Below are 16,855 nucleotides of genomic sequence, written 5' to 3'. Positions count from 1 at the left end.
GAAAATGGTGTGGCTGTTTCCCTATTCATTTGTTGATGGCGCGTTTGACGCCTCAACGATCATTATCGTCAAGAATAAAAAGTTGCTCACTATGGTTTTCCCATTATCCTTTAGAGATTTTAGAAGCTACAGCTTACGCTTAGGCGTGCTGGCACTTCCTATTTTGATTACCCAGTTTTGTCAGGCGGCGCTGGGTGTGGTAGATGCCATCATGGCAGGTCAGGTATCCGCGCTTGATTTGGCGGCCGTGGCTGTCGGCTCTGGTATCTGGCTGCCGCTGTTTTTATTGGCCACTGGCATCTTGATTGCCACCACGCCTCTGATCGGTGAGGCCATCGGACAAAACGAACACAGTAAAGTACCTCATATCACCCAGCAGTCTTTGTGGACTGCTGGGGTTATCGGTATTGTTGGCTTCATTATTGTGAATTTGGCACCCAATATCCTTGGTATCATGGGCGTACCAGCAAACATCCAACCAATAGCGACACAGTACCTACATGGTGTATCGTTTGGGTTTCCTGCGCTGGCCGTTTATGCTGTCCTTCGCAGCTACTGCGAAGCATTGGGTCGGCCTGAGCCGGTAACCATTATCAGCATCATTGGTCTGTTAGCGGACATCCCACTTAACTATATCTTCATTCATGGTTTGTTTGGGATGCCTGAGATGGGCGGTGCAGGCTGCGGTGTGGCTACAGCTTTGGTACTATGGATAAACGTGCTACTGCTTGCTACCTATACCAGCTTTACCAAACGGCAACAATTTGCCAGTACCCGCTTTTTTTATGGTTTCGCTAGTCCTAACCGTCAGCAAATCAAAAAACTGCTAAAACTGGGCATTCCCATTGGTGTTTCTATCTTTTTTGAGGCGAGCCTCTTTAGTTTGGGCGCGCTTGTCATCAGTCCGCTCGGCGAGCTGGCGACCGCATCGCATCAAGTCGCACTGGCGGTGACCTCTCAGCTGTTTATGATACCGATATCGGTCGCGATGGCACTGACCATCATGATATCCAATCGTTTTGGCGAAAAAAACCTGCTGGCACTGCGGCAAGTACAGGCAACGGGGCTGACCTGGACGATACTCATTGCCCTCACATGTATGCTAGGGATTTGGCTATTTCGACCACAGCTGGCAGCAGCCTTTACCGACAACCCTGCGGTCATCGCTCAGTCTATGCATTTGCTGGTATTTGCTCTTGGTTATCAGCTGTTTGACGGCTGGCAGGTCAATGTCGCGGGGATACTGCGCGGTATGCAGGACACCACTGTACCGATGTGGGTGACGTTGTTTTGTTATTGGGTGGTGGCATTGCCGCTGGGTATTTATTTGGTACGTTTTACCGATGTCGGCGCTCAAGGGTTTTGGATGGCACTGATTACGGGGCTGTTTTTATCCTCTATCTTGTTGACGCTGCGCTTGCGTTATCAACAAAGACGTCTAACGGCGCTTTGGGGTTAGGGCTATCATACAAATGTACGACCGGACGCAGTACGATGTACAAGCAGCATGGCTCAAAAACCACATCGATAATGATAAATCGTAGTGGGTTTCTTACTAAAACAGCTAGATTACGTCAAAATATGTAAAAATTCTCAGTTAACAACTGTACATTGATTGCTCATTGGCCTGAATCTAGGTATCATTAGCAATCAAACAATATTTAGTTACACTATTTCTCGAATTTAGTACAAGGCAAGATAAAAACTATGGATATTGAAAAAATACGCACCCTCATCGCCCTCATGGAAGAAAGTGAACTGGTCAATCTAGAAATCAGCTCTGATGACGAACACATCAGTCTCACTCGTCACTATGATGCCCCTGTACCGACCATGATGGCCGCTCCTACTGCTGGCGCAGCACCAGTGGCTGCAGACACAAAACCAGCAGCAAAGGCAGGTAGCGTTGAGACATCGCCAATGGTTGGCGTTTTTTATTCTGCCCCAAGCCCCAATGATCCGCCGTTTGTTAAGGTCGGCCAAAAAGTACAAGCGGGCGACACGCTTGGTATTATCGAAGCGATGAAAATCATGAACCCTCTTGAGGCCACCCAAAGCGGTGTCATTGACGAGATTTTGGTAGATAACTCTGAAGTTGTGCAGTTTGGTCAACCTGTCATACGCTATAAAGCGTAACGATATTTGCCTCACTTTACTTCATACTGATTGAGTCTTTAGCACTTTATTTCGGCACCTTATTTTGGCACTTTATACCGTTTCACGTTGTTGTAAGCTGTCACTACCTACCGATGCCGAATACGGCTATCAAATGCCGAGGCTCCCCATCAAGGCTCAATCAATGTCTGCCGCGTCAAAAAGGATGACCCCATGATAAAAAAACTGCTCATTGCCAATAGAGGTGAAATCGCCCTACGTATCGTTCGAGCCTGTAAGGCGTTAGGTATCGAAACCGTCGGCGTCTACTCCACCGCAGATGCCAATCTTATGCATCTGCGCTTTGTTGACGAAGCTATCTGTATCGGCAAACCCAATGCCAACCAAAGCTACCTCGATATCAATACGATCTTGACGGCGGCAGAAATAACGGGTGCTGACGCCATCCATCCAGGCTACGGTTTTTTATCTGAAAATGCTGAATTTGCCGAACAAGTAGAAGAAGCAGGACTGACCTTCGTCGGTCCCAATGCCGATCATATCCGCTTAATGGGCAACAAAGTCTCGGCGATTAATGCCATGAAAAAAGCAGGCGTGCCAACCGTCCCAGGCTCTGTGGGCGCAGTCACCTTGCACAATGCCGAAGAGCAAGCCCGCAATATCGGCTTTCCGCTTTTGATCAAAGCTGCCTCTGGTGGTGGTGGTCGCGGCATGCGCGTGGTCGAGCGTTTTGATGAGCTGATTGGACAAGTACAAGCCGCCAAACAAGAAGCGGAACTGTGGTTCGGTGATGACACCGTCTATATGGAGCGCTATCTACAAAACCCGCGCCACGTCGAGATACAAGTGTTAGGAGATGGTAATGGTAACGCCATTCACCTCTATGACCGTGATTGCTCACTACAGCGCCGTCACCAAAAAGTACTAGAAGAAGCCCCTGCCCCTGATATCCCAGACGATGTGCGCGAGCCTATCTTAAAAGCCTGCGTAAAAGCCTGCGAGCTGGTCAAATATCGCGGCGCGGGCACCTTTGAGTTTTTGTTCGAAAACAACGAGTTTTTCTTTATCGAGATGAACACGCGCGTGCAAGTAGAGCACCCTGTGACTGAGATGATCACCGGTATCGATGTGGTCGTCGAACAGCTCAAAATTGCAGCCGGTTATGGTCTGTCTTATCGTCAAAGCGAGATCGAAGTACAAGGTCATGCGATTGAGTGCCGTATCAATGCCGAGGACGCTGCTACTTTTGTCCCCTGCCCAGGCACCATCTCTCAGCTGTTTACACCAAGCGGTGCAGGCGTGCGTTTTGATTCACACCTCTACCCTGGCTATGAAATACCGACCTATTATGACTCACTCATTGGCAAGCTGATTTGCCATGGTCAAACGCGCCAACAAGCGGTGTCCAAGACCCTGCATGCGCTTGATGAGCTCGTCATTGAAGGCATCAAAACCAATATACCGCTGCATCGCGATGTGATTTTGGCGGATGACAATTTTGTCCATGAAGCCCAAAACATTCACTACCTAGAAAGAGAGCTTTTAACGCCCAACAATGCCAAAGCCGACTCATAATTTGGCTTGCTGTATGACTCAATAAAAAACCGCCAATCAACGATTGGCGGTTTTTTTGACCAAATAAGACATATACAGATAAAGGCAAGGCTACTGATACTGATATAGACTTTATTGGCTGGCTGTGTTTACGCCGCTCGATACTGCGCAAACCCCTTCTAGCAGCAACGGTATCAATTTTTAGGGATTTAACCATGTCAGCCTTTATGAGAGCTTATGGCAGGATTCTATGAAAATTCATAAAGCATTCGTTACCCTCAGGATCTGCGCACCACTGCATTTGGTTGCCATCATGGTACAAAAACGCAATGAGTGCCTCATCGGTCTGATCAATTTGATTGCCTGAGCAGTCTACTTCGTTATTATCATAAACGGTCTTGAGGGCGATAATAGGCAGCCCTTCCTCGCGGTGTGTCACCAAGTAACGTCCGTACGTCCATTCCTTACCACTTACCGCCCACATCTCATTATCCGCACCAAAGTTATACAACTCACGGCATTGATTGGACTTAGCAGTTGAAGCGAGTAAGTTTTGATCGGTATTTGGCTCAGTCTGTAGGATACGCTCCTCGCTTTGTGTGAGTATCCCGCCTGCTGCGGCACCCTCCTTAATCTTCGGCTCGCTATTCGCTGACGCCAGTCTCTCTTTTCGGGCCGCTTGCCGCGCCTGCGCGTCTTTGGTCATCGTGATACTACTGTCCAAATCTATCTCCCACTGCCCCGCGATAGCAGGACTGATATGGGTCGTGATGGTCGGTTTGGTCACAACTTCACCATTAGCAGGCAATGAGGCCAAAATAGAGGCCAAAGTAAATGAAGCAAATGATATAGGTTCCATAATTAACCTTTGATTTATTGTTTTATAGTAGGTGCTATATACATTAGCGTAAGTCTTAGACACCAAAAACACAAGTAACTTTATGCTATTAGTCGTAACGCCACCAGTGCTGTCTGTGTCTCACACAAAACAACGCCATAGCGCCGCTTGCATGATGCAAAACGCTATGACGTTATAATATCCAATAGTAGGGCTGTATCACCTGCTGTCAGATTTAGGCGGCGACCGCACCGACTGCCTGAGCAAAGGCCGATAGCGCGCCTTTTAGCATCGCCGATACCGTACTGCTGCACGTACCGATACCAGAGTACACCTCACCATCGACATTTAACTGAATGTAAGCGGCGGCATTGGCGTTGGTTTTGTTGTCTCGATTGGTATCATCATCGATGCCGTGACCACTATTATGCTGCGGGTTGATTGCATGCTCAGCATAATTGATGATGTGCAATGACTTCCCTGTATGTTGGGCCAAACCATTGATAAAGGACGACAACGGCCCATTACCAGTACCATCGATGTCGATGATATCGCCATTCATCTGCACTTGACCATTAAAGTAGACCTCGCCGCCTTTATTATTGACACTATAGTCTAATAGCTCAAAACTGCCTTGCTGCAGATAGGTGTCTTCAAAGGTTTGCAAGATTTCGTCATTTTGCAATTCGCGCGCCACGCGTTCGGCTTGTCTTTGTACCACACCACTAAAGTCGATCTGCATCCAGCGCGGCAAGTTAAAGCCGTAGTTACGCTGCAAGATATAAGCGACGCCGCCTTTGCCCGATTGGCTATTGATACGGACGACATCTTGGTAGCTACGACCAATGTGCGCAGGATCAATTGGCAGATAGGCCACATCCCAGATATCGTCCGTCTCGTCTTGATGTCTTTCATTATAATCGAGCGATTTTTTGATGGCGTCTTGGTGCGAGCCACTAAAGGCGGTAAACACCAGCTCACCGACATACGGATGACGCGGATGCAGTGGCAAGTTATTGCACTCGCTCACCACCTGTACGATTTCGCTCATGTTGCTAAAATCAAGCTCAGGATCGACACCTTGGCTAAATAAGTTCATAGCCATGACCATGACATCCATGTTGCCTGTGCGCTCGCCATTTCCGAGCAACGTGCCCTCGATACGATCGGCACCCGCCAAGACGCCAAGCTCTGCGGCTGCCACCGCGCAGCCGCGATCATTGTGCGTATGCAAACTGACCGTCACATGCTCTCTGTGGGTGAGATGACGGCAAAAATACTCAACCTGATCGGCAAAGACATTGGGCATAGAGGCCTCAACCGTGGCGGGTAAGTTTAAAATCACTTCCTGCCCATTTTGGGGTTGCCATACCTCACAGACAGCATCGCAGACTTCTACTGCATATTCAGTCTCTGTCTGGCTAAAGCTCTCAGGAGAATACTGAAAGACCCATTCGGTTTCAGGATATTTGGCCGCATAATCTACCAATAGATTGGCCCCAGCGATTGCTATCTCTTTGATCTCGGCTTTGTCTTTACCATAGACTTTTTCGCGTTGGACACGGCTCGTTGAATTATAGACGTGGACAATCGCCCGCTTAGCGCCCTTCAACGACTCAAAGGTACGAGCGATCAAATGCTCACGCGCCTGTACCAATACTTGTAAGGTGACATCATCAGGCACATGGTTTTCTTCGATAAGTTTGCGGGCAAAATCAAACTCAACCTGCGCGGCCGATGGAAAGCCGATTTCGATCTCTTTAAAACCGACGGCAACCAAAGTCTTAAAAAAGCGCATTTTTTGCTCGATGGTCATCGGATCAATCAGTGCTTGGTTACCATCACGCAGATCCACGCTTGCCCAGATTGGTGCTTTGTCGATTGTTTTACTCGGCCATGTGCGATCTGGCAGCGAAGGAGCAAACGCAAATGGACGATACTTTTTATAATCAAAAGCAGCATTTTTTGGGGTAATCTTGGCAGCTGTGCTTGCCGCCTTGCGTGTGGCTTGGTCAGACATAATCAATCCTTAGATGATATCAAGGGTTATGGGTTTTACAGGATGGTTGATGATTGGATTTATGTTTATCATACGAGATAACCACTCTTTATGCCATCATAATATCAAAGTTTGTCAGCCGAAAATCAGCTTTCTTCTGTCTTATTTGAGGCTATTTTGGTGAAAAACTCCGCATTTATCACTATAATTAGTATATTTCACTAATAAGATGGATATTTATGTCAAACAGCCATATTGATAAAGGGTTTTCTGTAGAGATTGACGAGACCGACAGAGCGCTATTACGCTTGCTGCAGACGCAAGCGCGCATGAGTATCACGGAGCTGGCAGAGCAGGTCAATCTCTCGGCGACGCCATGCGCGCGCCGCATCAAGCGCTTAGAAGACACCGGTATCATCACCGGCTACCACATACAGACAGACGCGCAAAAGCTCGGCTACCCGCTTGCCGTCTTTATCGCCATCAGCATGGATCGTCATACTGCCGAGCGTTTTGAGATATTTGAGTCAAAAATTCAAAGCTTTGATGAAGTGGTGAGCTGTAGTATCGTCACCGGTCGTACAGAGGACTATCTGATTAAGGTGCGGGTACGCGATATGGCGCATTATGAAGAGTTTTTATTGCATCGCCTCAATCGTATCGAGGGCGTCGCCCAAGTACATACAAGCTTTGAGCTGCGAGAAGTGTTTAGCCGCAATGTGGTTTGACGGTTATATTAGGGCGTGCCGCGCTGGCAACTTAAATCTAACCAAGGACACGCCCTAGGTATAATAGGTGCAATAGATACAACAGCTACAATCATTTGTGATTTTAGCTCACCGTCTGCCCCAGCATCTGTACCCGCTGATCGCTAAACATGTCCATATCGGGCGCAAGCGTACGCATAAAACGATCAAAATACAGCATCTGCTTGGTCAATAAGGCAAAGTCCCGCGGGAAATGAATACCATGACGTTTGCCAACTTCCACGATTTCTAGCATCATCTGGTTGAGCTCGTCGGCTTGCTCTTTACTATTAAATGGCACACCGCTGGTAAAGGCTTTGTCCTCTGCCATGATGGTCTGCATCATGCGCTGCAAGTCATCGCCCAGTGCGGCGACATCCACCTGATGGCTCTCGTGCGTCATTTCCATATCGACCATATGACGTGCCATCGCTTGATAGTCACTGTCTTGCATGGCCTGCATCATTCCCATACAAGCGCGCCAGCTCTCAGCTTTGAGCCTACCCACGATTCCAAAGTCTAAAAAGCCAATGCGTCCATCGGTCAGCAGCATCAAATTACCCGCATGCAAATCTGCATGAAAACTATTACACAGCATCAAACTGGCAAACCAGGTGTTTAAGGTATCCGCCATCACCTGCGCAGGGTCGGCACAGTACTGACGCATCAGCACTTCATCGACCATTGATACCCCATACAATCGGCTCATGGTCAACACGCGCTTGGTGGTCAGCGCCTCATATACTTTGGGCGCGACCACGCGAGTATTGCCAGATACCGCTAAAAACTGCTGAAAATCTCGAATGTTTTGCGCTTCAGCGATAAAATCCGTCTCGGCCAGCATACGCAACCGAATCTCATCGATGATCGGTGCGATACTGGCAAATTTCATCGATGGCATCAGCAGCTCAAGCAGTTTGGTAACCCCATACAATACGCCCAAATCCGTCTGCATGATGGTCTCGACACCAGGTTTTTGTACCTTGAGCACCACCTCATCACCATTATGTAGGCGCGCAGCATGCACTTGGGCGATAGATGCCGACGCCAGCGGTGTCGGGTCGATATGCGCAAACTTATCCTCAAGCGTCATGCCATCCGTTGCCAGCTCTTCATTTAATATCTGCTCGATATAGGTGTACGACAATGGCGTGGTTTGATCCAAGCAGCTCTGAAACGCTTTGACATACTCACGCGGAAACAACGATGGCGTGCTGGCGATAAACTGGCCTATCTTGATATAAGTGGTGCCAAGCTGCTCAAAGGTTTCTTTTAATAGCCGCGCGTCTGGCTTTTCACCTTTGGCGACTCTGAGCGCCGAGAGGCCTGCCACACTTGCAGTTTGACGAACCCGATTGACGACATTGAAGGTGTGTTTTAATAAATGCGGACGATGAATTTTCATAAAAAATAACTTATACCACGATCGATTGAGTTTAGGCATGGGCGCAGACAGGGCACGCTGGGTCTGGACGATAGCCCATCAGCCGCTGCTGCATCTGGCTACCATCCCATATCAGTAGCTTATTTGTCAGTGGATTTTTGGTTAATCCTAGATATTGCAGCGCCGCATTGGCTTGTAGGTTGCCCATAATCGCGGTCGTACTTGCCAGCACACCCGAGTTGGCACAGTTTCGCTCATCTGCCTCTGCATCGATGAGCACCGAGCCAAAGACACAATGATAGCAGCCCGTCTGCCGATGCGGCTCATACAAGGCCAGCTGCCCTTGCATGGCGATCGCTGAGGCAGACAATAGCGGAAGCTGATAGCGCACACTGATGCGATTGATCATATCGCGGGTAGCAAAATTGTCTGTACAGTCCAATAATAAATCAGGCTTGCCAGATGCCATGCCCAGTAGCTCATAGGCATTGTCTTCGCTCAGCCTTGCCACTGACCCACGCGCCATTATCAACGGATTGATTTTTTCTAACATCTGCGCGGCTGTCAGGGCTTTGGCTTTGCCGATGTCACTAGGCAAAAACAGCGTCTGCCGCTGCAGATTGCTGGCCTCAATCACATCATCATCGATCAAATGGATTTGTCCAAGCCCCGCCCGTACCAGCGTCTCAGAAGCCGGACACCCAAGGCCACCGGCTCCTATCATAACGACGCGCGCTGATTTTAAACGTAACTGAGCATCGACATCCCAGCCCTCTAGCAGTATCTGCCGCGCATAACGCATCAGCTCGCTATCTGATAGCGGCTGTACCTCTGTCGCCTGCGTCATATCTTTCATCACACTCTTTCACCACGATTTGTTAGAAAAAATATCTAAAAAGCCCTTTATGCCAGATGCCCCAGCGTCACCCGATCGTTTCCGCCATAGTCTTGCACCGTCTGTACCGCGCCAAAGCCATGGGACGAGAGTATCTGACGCACCGCCTCACCTTGATCAAATCCGTGCTCTAGCGCCAGTATCCCGCCTACACGCAGATATTTAGGTGCCAGCTGCGTGATATGCTCGATATCAGCCAGACCATGATTGGACGCACTAAGAGCGCTCATTGGCTCGGCTCTCAAATGTGCCAAGTGCGCATCTTCCTCATCGATATAAGGCGGGTTTGAGACAATCACATCAAACATCATGTCGGTCGGCAGCGACTCATACCAACTGCTCTGGATAAAATCAATATCCCCCACTTCATTGATCAGCGCATTATACTTAGCAACCTCTAGCGCTTCAGGCGAGACATCGAGCGCAACGGTATGCCAATGATCATACCGCAAGTGATGCTTTAACTCATGCGCCAAACTGATCGCGATACAGCCTGAGCCAGTGCCTAAATCCAAAAGACGTTTGGGTGTAGGATGCTCGTCATTTATCGGCTGCGATTGTATCCATTGTAGTACTTGCTCGACCAATACCTCGGTGTCGGGCCGAGGAATGAGGGTATGCTCATTGACAGTAAAGCTAAGCGACCAAAACGCTTGTTGACCAGTCAGATATGCCAATGGGATACCGGCCTGCAGTTTTTCGATACCTGCATAAAACTGCGCAAGCTCACTTTCTGTCAGCTGATACTCTTCGTCAGTGATCAAAAATAAGGACGGTTTATCAATGACCGCCAGCAGCCAATCCGTAAACCAAAACGAAGGCAAACGGCTATTGTCAGCCTCATCCGATAGCTGGCGAATGTACTGTTTTAGATGTTTAATACTAGACATGACTACCGCTTATATTTTTCATATATATTCTCAAACGCCGACATTAACTACAGAGCCCTAACGATATAAATGACCACTACTCTGATGCACGAGGCGGCGCTTTGGTGTCAGCCAAGTTAGGGTTTGCCTTGGTCAATGAAGGCACGCCCGCACCATTATCATCATCGTCATTATCATTATCATAAATATCATCATTATCACCGATGACGATGTGTTTATCGACAAAATAAATCAGCGCCAAAATTGGAATACCAATGGCAAAGGTAAAAATAAAGAAAAACGGATAACCCATGCTATCGACGATAGAGCCAGAATAGCCGCCCATCACCTTAGGAATCAAGGTCATCAATGAGGAAAAAATCGCATACTGCACAGCCGTAAAACGTATGGACGTCAAAGCAGACAAAAAAGCGATAAACACAGCACTGGCCAGCCCTGCCGCCAAATTATCAAATATCACCGCCATATACATGATAGGCAGGCTGCCTGGATTATAAGTCAAAACCACAAACAATAAATTGGTCGCACATGCCAAGATGGCACCAATCATCATGGCATGCATGATACGAAATCGCTGCGCTAACAGTCCACCCAAAAAGCCACCAGCGATGGCCATAATCACCCCAACCAGTTTTACCGCATTGGCGATGTCGGTTTTGCTAAAGCCCATGTCTTGGTAAAACACATTGGATATGACCCCAGCGACGATATCAGAGATACGATATAAGCCGATCAGCGCCAGTAGCAAAAGCGCTTTCATACCATAGCGTCTAAAAAAATCAACAATCGGCTCAATCCATGTCGCCATGGCAATTTGTTTGTTGACTAGCCCCGCCTGCACCAGCGCAAAGCCTGCTACTAAAGCGACTGCCAAGCTCATCAATAAATGCAGCGTCTCACTAACAAAGCTGACAAACACCCCGTCAAACGCCGGCAAGAGCTGCCCTGTCAATACATAGGCGGCGATAAATGCCATGACAGCAAAGACAAACAATAATACAAGTCTGACATAGTCTTCACGCGTCTCGGCCACCAGCGGTGCTTTATTGATGATTTTTGGCTGATTGATAATAAAGTACAGCAGCAGCAGGGGCGCACAAGCAACCAATGCCAAAAAGTAAAACTTGATACTGGGCAGAGCGACCTGCGGTATCAATGCCACAGGAGTATCGAGCGCCAAGTTAATCAGCATATTGAGTAAATAAACCACACCAAACAACAGCCCTGGTATGAGCAGCAACGCTGAATAAATCAAAAAAACCTTTAAATTGCGATGTTGTTTGTTGCTTTGCAATATCTCAGCGGTCGGCTCATAGCTGGCAAACGTCGTCAAGATACCCAACGTCATGACCCCTGCCATAATATAATAGGTATTGCGCCATGCTTCATAACTATAAAAAGCCTCCGTCGAGCCAAAATAGTCCGCCAAGTACAGCGCACCTGCCCCAGCGACAATCATACCGATACGGTAGCCTGACACATAAATAGAAGACAAAATCGACTGCATAGACGGCGGTGCCAGCTCAATACGATAGGCATCAATGACGATATCTTGGGTGGCTGACGAAAAACCCAGCAATACCGCCGCACCTGCCATATAAATCAGCACATCTTCACTGACAGGATTGACGGTCGCCATCAAAAAGATCGCCAATACGATAAGCAGCTGCGACACCACCATCCAGCTGCGACGCCGTCCCAGCCACTTGGTCAAAAAAGGCACCGGCAGCGCATCAATCAAAGGCGCCCAAATAAACTTAAACGAGTAACCAAGTGCCGCCCAGCTAAACATCGTCACCACACTGCGATCTATACCCGCTTCTCTTAGCCATAACGACAGACTAGAAAATATCAGCAAGATAGGAATACCGGCTGAAAACCCCAAAAACAGCATCACAATGACACGCGAGTCCAAATAAGCCTTGGCGGCCTCGCCCCATGATTTTTTTGCACTCGGTTGATTGGGTGGCACAGATTTGACAGCAGACATAATAACTCACCAGCACTTAGGACAGATAACACACCATCATACAGCACCACACGCGCATTGGGCTTGTATGACGATAGTCATAATAACAAAATTGAATTATGGTACTTGAGAACGCTGACCTTGACTAGATATTTTTGTATGGGCTGGCAAGTAAATCTAATATTGAGGCTTTATGTTGTCCCTTTATCAATCACTGTATCCCTTTACCGCTTCTACCTTACTTTATTGTTAATCATATTTCTTATTCAACGCTGTATCTTGCTTCTTTAAACAGTTCTTTATTGCAAATACGGTATGACAGCTAATAAAGCTGAATGTGACGAAACTTTCTATATTCACAACCTATGTTTACAGCCTATATTCATAATTATCATAATTTGATAGCTATTTATTATATACAAGAATAATAACTTTGTTTTACACTAGGCCGTATTCGTACGTTTTCATTTTTATATACAAGCATTTTATATACAGGCAGGGTCTGTGTATTTATATAATAGGATTTAGTTATGGCAATCGACGTAGTGGTCAATCAGCGACATCTACAAATTCAGCTCAAACAGTTGGAGACGGTGTGGCACACGGTGATTAATGGCTATAACTTAAGCCAGGCTGCAACCGTACTACACACCAGTCAATCGAGCTTATCCAAACATATTGCCGCGCTCGAAAACCAGCTCAAGACCGAAGTGTTTATCCGTCAAGGCAAACGTCTGACTGGGCTGACGGCAATGGGTACGGCGCTGATGCCGCATATTGAGTCTATCTTTGCTGAAATCCGCACCATCGAAAACCTAAGTCTGGATTTTAATAATCCAAATATCGGTACTTTGACAATTGCCACCACGCACACGCAGGCCAGATACGTACTGCCAAAAGTGGTCAAAGATTTCAAAGAGCGATTTCCAAAAGTCAACTTGATCTTGCAGCAAGCGGATCCTGAGACCATCGCGCAGATGGTCATTCGTGGGCAGGCCGATATTGGTATTGCAACGGAGTCATTGCTCCATAATAACTACCTACGCTGTTATCGTTATTATGACTGGACACACCGCGTCATCGTACCAAGCGATCATGAGCTTGCAGGCTTAGAGTCCATTGATCTGCCGACGCTGGCCAGCTATCCGATTGTGACTTACCATGGCGGCTTTACCGGTCGCGGCGCTATCGACAAGACCTTTAACAATGCTGGTCTTGAGCCTGATATCGTTTTGGCCGCGCTCGATGCCGACGTGATTAGCACTTACGTGGGTCTAGGGCTGGGCATTGGGATCATCGCCGAGATGGCGTTTGAGCCCAGTCACTATCAAAACCTAACCGCCATCCCCGTCGATCATTTTGGACGATTTACCAGTTGGATGGCTGTACGCGATGATGCTGAGATTCGCCAATATGGCCGCGCCTTTATGACACTTTGTCAACAGCAGTTTAGTCAATCGCTATAGCAGCTGCTGACAGAGCGCCTATACTCTCTAGTCCCCTAGCCGAGATATAACAAGACAAAAAAACCTTTATACAGGGCACCGCCCCTCCATACAGAGCACCGCTATTGATATATAGCGGTGCTCTGTATTTTTATCAGCTCAACAAGCATATTAAAAAAATTTTAAGATTTGTTATTGCTACTTTTAAATTGCAGATGCGCCCTAATACAGTCAACTACAAATATAATCATACCGCTTAAAGGCGGTCACAAATATTAGGTGACTTATGAGTAATACTATCCCTTTATCGTTTTTGGATCTCGCCCCCGTACCCGAAGGTAAAACCATCGCTGACGGTATCGCCCAAACCGTGGCAACCGCTCAGCAAGCAGAAAAAGTCGGTCTCAACCGCTACTGGATGGCAGAGCATCACAACATGCCAGGTATCGCCAGTGCTGCCACCTCGGTACTGCTGTCGCATATCGGTAGCCAGACCAGTCGTATCCGTATCGGTGCAGGCGGTGTGATGCTGCCCAACCACGCCCCGCTGGTCATCGCCGAACAGTTTGGCACCTTACAAGCGCTTTATGGCGATCGAATTGATCTCGGCTTGGGCCGCGCCCCTGGTACTGATGGCGCGACATTTCAGGCGCTGCGCCGGCAGATGAAAGATGCTGAGCGCTTTCCGCAGGATGTACAAGAGCTGCAGTATTTTTTGGGCAACGATACGGACAACAGTCCTGTACAGGCGTTCCCTGGGGCCAAGTCTAATGTGCCCATTTGGATCTTAGGCTCATCGCTGTTTGGCGCGACATTAGCGGCGCACTTAGGCTTGCCGTATGTGTTTGCCTCGCATTTTGCCCCGCAGATGCTAGCGCAGGCGATTAATACCTACCGCGAGCAGTTTACACCTTCAGCATATTTACAAAAGCCGTATGTGATGCTGGCTGCCAACCTGCTACTCGCTGATGATGATGCCACCGCACAGTACCATTTTACCTCAGCGCAGCAGAGCTTTGTACGTTTGCGCCGAGGCGAAACGGGACAAATGCCCAAACCCACTCATGATATGGATAGCATCTGGAGTGCGGCTGAAAAAATGATGGTGGATAATGCGCTGTCAGTATCGTTTATTGGCTCGGTTGAAACAGTCAAACCAAAGCTTGCGCAGTTTTTGGCACAATATGAGCCAGATGAGCTAATCGTCACGGCCAACGTCTATGATCAAGCAGCGCGTTTACGTTCACTTGAACTTACACCTGAGCTAAATTTGTTTACTTTACAATAAGATAGGGCGCTTGCATAATTATTGATAAACCACTATGAGATCATACTTATGGAACCCTATGCTTTTATTGGTTCATCGATATTTTTGTACATTGCAGCGTTTATTGCCGTGCTGGTCGTTGGCGGTTATCTGACGTATCGCACTAGCCCCAAACGTAAGCAGCGCCGCGATAATAAGCGTGCAAAAGACGAGTAGGCATACACATGCAGTATGCCATTGTTCACATTTGCTGATTTCAATACGTGACGATGGCATTGATATAGACGGTGTATAGACCGCCTCATATAGCGCATGCGCCTTATTTAGATCGTCTATATCAGATCAAGGCCAATACACGCAGCATCGCCGCCCCAATCGCCATACCAAACATCCCCACCACTGTCGTAAAGGCCAAAATATTGGCCGCGAGTACATCATTGCCGCCCATGGCTTTTGCCATCACGTAGCTGGCGGCGGCGGTTGGTGACGCCACCATCAAAAACAGCACGCCCATATGCACCCCTGACAGCCCAAAGCTCAGTCCAACGGCGATAGCAACGATAGGCGCTATCACGATACGGCCGATACTTGCCTGCATGGACAAGCCCGATGGATGCAGCATCGATTTTAGATCAATACTCGCGCCAGCACATATCAGTGCCAGTGGTAGCGCCACAGCCGCCAGCAGATCGCCTGTCTTATGAACCACCCCCGTCAGCGGTGGTAGCATCAGCGCCTTGTAGGTAAATGCGGCCAGTAGAGCAAGTATCAGTGGATTGGTAAACAGCTTTTTGCTGATCATCACACTGCGGCTCACCCACGTATCGTCTATGTTTTTCGACACACGGCTGAGCGTAATGACAGCAAGGATATTAAACAATATAGTCACCACACCCATATAAACAGCGCCGATACTCAAGCCGCGCTCGCCATAGGCGTTTGCCACAGTCGCCAAGCCAATGATTGCCATATTGCTACGAAAGACACCTTGGACAAAAACCCCTTGATCGATGGGCCGACTGACAAAACGCTTGGCATAGAGCTCTGCACCGACAAACAAAATAAAGGTCACGACAATACCTGCCACGATCAGCGTGATTTGCTTAGCATAGTCCACTTCACTGTCGACCACACTAAAAAAAAGCAAGCACGGCAAGCAGTAATTAAACACAAAGCTTGAGGCCTGATCGATAAAAACCTGACTGGCCTCACCGCGCCTTTGCATAAAAAACCCCAACCCCATCAGCGCTAAGTTAGGTAAGACAATGGTAATCGCAAAAATGATGGCTTCTATCATAAAAAACTCAAAAAACACCATAGCCGCACAGCAGCACGTTTGCCGCCATGTCTCTATATCAGGTGATAAGGTGACTAGAAAATCAGATAAAGGCCTAATCTAGCATAAAATCGGCTGACATTTGGTCTATCGCCATGCAGCTATAGTCAATCCCACATAAAACTGGCAGGCAGGATACTGTGTGCTACGTGCTTCTGAGTGTCAGTAACTACATCTCGCTACAGGCCAAAAGCGTTATTTATGGTCTGGTTTTTTGACCCATTTGCCGTCCGAGTTTTTTTCGTAGACGTTTTCGACCGCCGCCCATGCCGTGGCAAACCAGCGTGACTCGTCGTCGTACTGCTCGCTTGCACTATTAAATGCCGCAAGAAATATCTCTTGTCCGTGTTTGGGTAGATGGTCTTTTACCGCCACTGGCAGCTCTGATAAGGTATTGTAAGGCATAATCGCACTCCT

The 16,855-nt window shown here is 48.0% G+C and carries 15 protein-coding genes; 7 read left to right on the top strand and 8 right to left on the bottom strand.

The window, feature by feature from the left end; genetic code table 11:
- Nucleotides 1-91 precede the first annotated feature (91 nt).
- The 3 genes from AADH33_RS06020 (at nucleotide 92) to accC (ending at nucleotide 3,690) form a co-directional block, all read left to right on the top strand.
- Nucleotides 92-1,459: an MATE family efflux transporter gene (locus tag AADH33_RS06020; RefSeq protein WP_075102448.1), complete on the top strand. Its 1,368-nt coding sequence runs from the start codon at nucleotides 92-94 to the stop codon at nucleotides 1,457-1,459.
- A gap of 248 nt (nucleotides 1,460-1,707) precedes the next feature.
- A complete protein-coding gene (gene accB, locus AADH33_RS06015; RefSeq protein ID WP_075102426.1) occupies nucleotides 1,708-2,136 on the top strand; it encodes an acetyl-CoA carboxylase biotin carboxyl carrier protein in 429 nt (142 codons plus the stop codon).
- Nucleotides 2,137-2,328: 192 nt separating this feature from the next.
- Nucleotides 2,329-3,690, top strand: a complete 1,362-nt coding sequence (accC, locus tag AADH33_RS06010) for an acetyl-CoA carboxylase biotin carboxylase subunit (protein ID WP_075102425.1) — start codon at nucleotides 2,329-2,331, stop codon at nucleotides 3,688-3,690.
- A gap of 214 nt (nucleotides 3,691-3,904) precedes the next feature.
- Here accC and AADH33_RS06005 read toward each other — a convergent pair whose 3' ends face one another.
- Together AADH33_RS06005 and leuA are read right to left on the bottom strand one after the other, a co-directional pair.
- Nucleotides 3,905-4,528: a hypothetical protein gene (locus AADH33_RS06005; RefSeq protein WP_075102424.1), complete on the bottom strand. Its 624-nt coding sequence runs from the start codon at nucleotides 4,526-4,528 to the stop codon at nucleotides 3,905-3,907.
- A 214-nt stretch (nucleotides 4,529-4,742) separates the two neighbouring features.
- Complete coding sequence (gene leuA / locus AADH33_RS06000; RefSeq protein ID WP_348549884.1) at nucleotides 4,743-6,527, bottom strand: 2-isopropylmalate synthase; 1,785 nt, start codon at nucleotides 6,525-6,527, stop codon at nucleotides 4,743-4,745.
- 218 nt (nucleotides 6,528-6,745) lie between these two features.
- Here leuA and AADH33_RS05995 point away from each other — a divergent pair, with 218 nt between their 5' ends.
- On the top strand, nucleotides 6,746-7,234 hold the full coding sequence (locus tag AADH33_RS05995; RefSeq protein WP_348549883.1) for an Lrp/AsnC family transcriptional regulator: 489 nt from the start codon (nucleotides 6,746-6,748) through the stop codon (nucleotides 7,232-7,234).
- A 103-nt stretch (nucleotides 7,235-7,337) separates the two neighbouring features.
- Here the strand turns inward: AADH33_RS05995 and AADH33_RS05990 are convergent, their stop codons facing one another.
- The 4 genes from AADH33_RS05990 to AADH33_RS05975 all read right to left on the bottom strand — a co-directional run bounded on the left by AADH33_RS05990 (nucleotide 7,338) and on the right by AADH33_RS05975 (nucleotide 12,411).
- Nucleotides 7,338-8,657, bottom strand: coding sequence for an ABC1 kinase family protein (locus tag AADH33_RS05990; protein WP_348549882.1), 1,320 nt, complete (start codon nucleotides 8,655-8,657; stop codon nucleotides 7,338-7,340).
- A 31-nt stretch (nucleotides 8,658-8,688) separates the two neighbouring features.
- Nucleotides 8,689-9,492 carry a HesA/MoeB/ThiF family protein gene (locus AADH33_RS05985; protein WP_348549881.1) on the bottom strand — a complete coding sequence of 268 codons (804 nt, stop codon included), beginning with the start codon at nucleotides 9,490-9,492 and terminating at the stop codon, nucleotides 8,689-8,691.
- A 47-nt stretch (nucleotides 9,493-9,539) separates the two neighbouring features.
- Nucleotides 9,540-10,421 (bottom strand): peptide chain release factor N(5)-glutamine methyltransferase, encoded by an 882-nt coding sequence (gene prmC / locus AADH33_RS05980; RefSeq protein ID WP_348549880.1) that lies wholly within the window; start codon nucleotides 10,419-10,421, stop codon nucleotides 9,540-9,542.
- A 76-nt stretch (nucleotides 10,422-10,497) separates the two neighbouring features.
- On the bottom strand, nucleotides 10,498-12,411 hold the full coding sequence (locus tag AADH33_RS05975) for an AmpG family muropeptide MFS transporter (RefSeq protein ID WP_348549879.1): 1,914 nt from the start codon (nucleotides 12,409-12,411) through the stop codon (nucleotides 10,498-10,500).
- Between the two features lie 509 nt (nucleotides 12,412-12,920).
- Between AADH33_RS05975 and AADH33_RS05970 the strand changes: the two genes are divergently transcribed.
- From AADH33_RS05970 to AADH33_RS05960, 3 genes are all read left to right on the top strand, one after another.
- A complete protein-coding gene (locus tag AADH33_RS05970) occupies nucleotides 12,921-13,856 on the top strand; it encodes a LysR substrate-binding domain-containing protein (protein WP_348549878.1) in 936 nt (311 codons plus the stop codon).
- Nucleotides 13,857-14,121: 265 nt separating this feature from the next.
- Nucleotides 14,122-15,123, top strand: a complete 1,002-nt coding sequence (locus AADH33_RS05965; RefSeq protein ID WP_348549877.1) for an LLM class flavin-dependent oxidoreductase — start codon at nucleotides 14,122-14,124, stop codon at nucleotides 15,121-15,123.
- A 48-nt stretch (nucleotides 15,124-15,171) separates the two neighbouring features.
- Entirely contained in the window at nucleotides 15,172-15,318 is a 147-nt protein-coding gene (locus tag AADH33_RS05960; protein WP_348549876.1) for a hypothetical protein, read from the top strand.
- A 121-nt stretch (nucleotides 15,319-15,439) separates the two neighbouring features.
- Here the strand turns inward: AADH33_RS05960 and AADH33_RS05955 are convergent, their stop codons facing one another.
- The gene (locus tag AADH33_RS05955; protein ID WP_207970259.1) at nucleotides 15,440-16,399 is read right to left on the bottom strand and encodes an AEC family transporter; all 960 of its coding nucleotides are present in this window, start codon (nucleotides 16,397-16,399) and stop codon (nucleotides 15,440-15,442) included.
- Between the two features lie 234 nt (nucleotides 16,400-16,633).
- A complete protein-coding gene (locus tag AADH33_RS05950) occupies nucleotides 16,634-16,843 on the bottom strand; it encodes a ChaB family protein (RefSeq protein ID WP_207970258.1) in 210 nt (69 codons plus the stop codon).
- Between the last annotated feature and the right edge of the window lie 12 nt (nucleotides 16,844-16,855).

It is taken from the genome of Psychrobacter sp. KFRI-CH2-11, from assembly GCF_038239325.1.
GTDB lineage: Bacteria > Pseudomonadota > Gammaproteobacteria > Pseudomonadales > Moraxellaceae > Psychrobacter > Psychrobacter celer.
The sequence above is the reverse complement of the archived record's forward strand: the minus strand, read 5'-3'. Positions and strand labels throughout refer to the sequence as shown.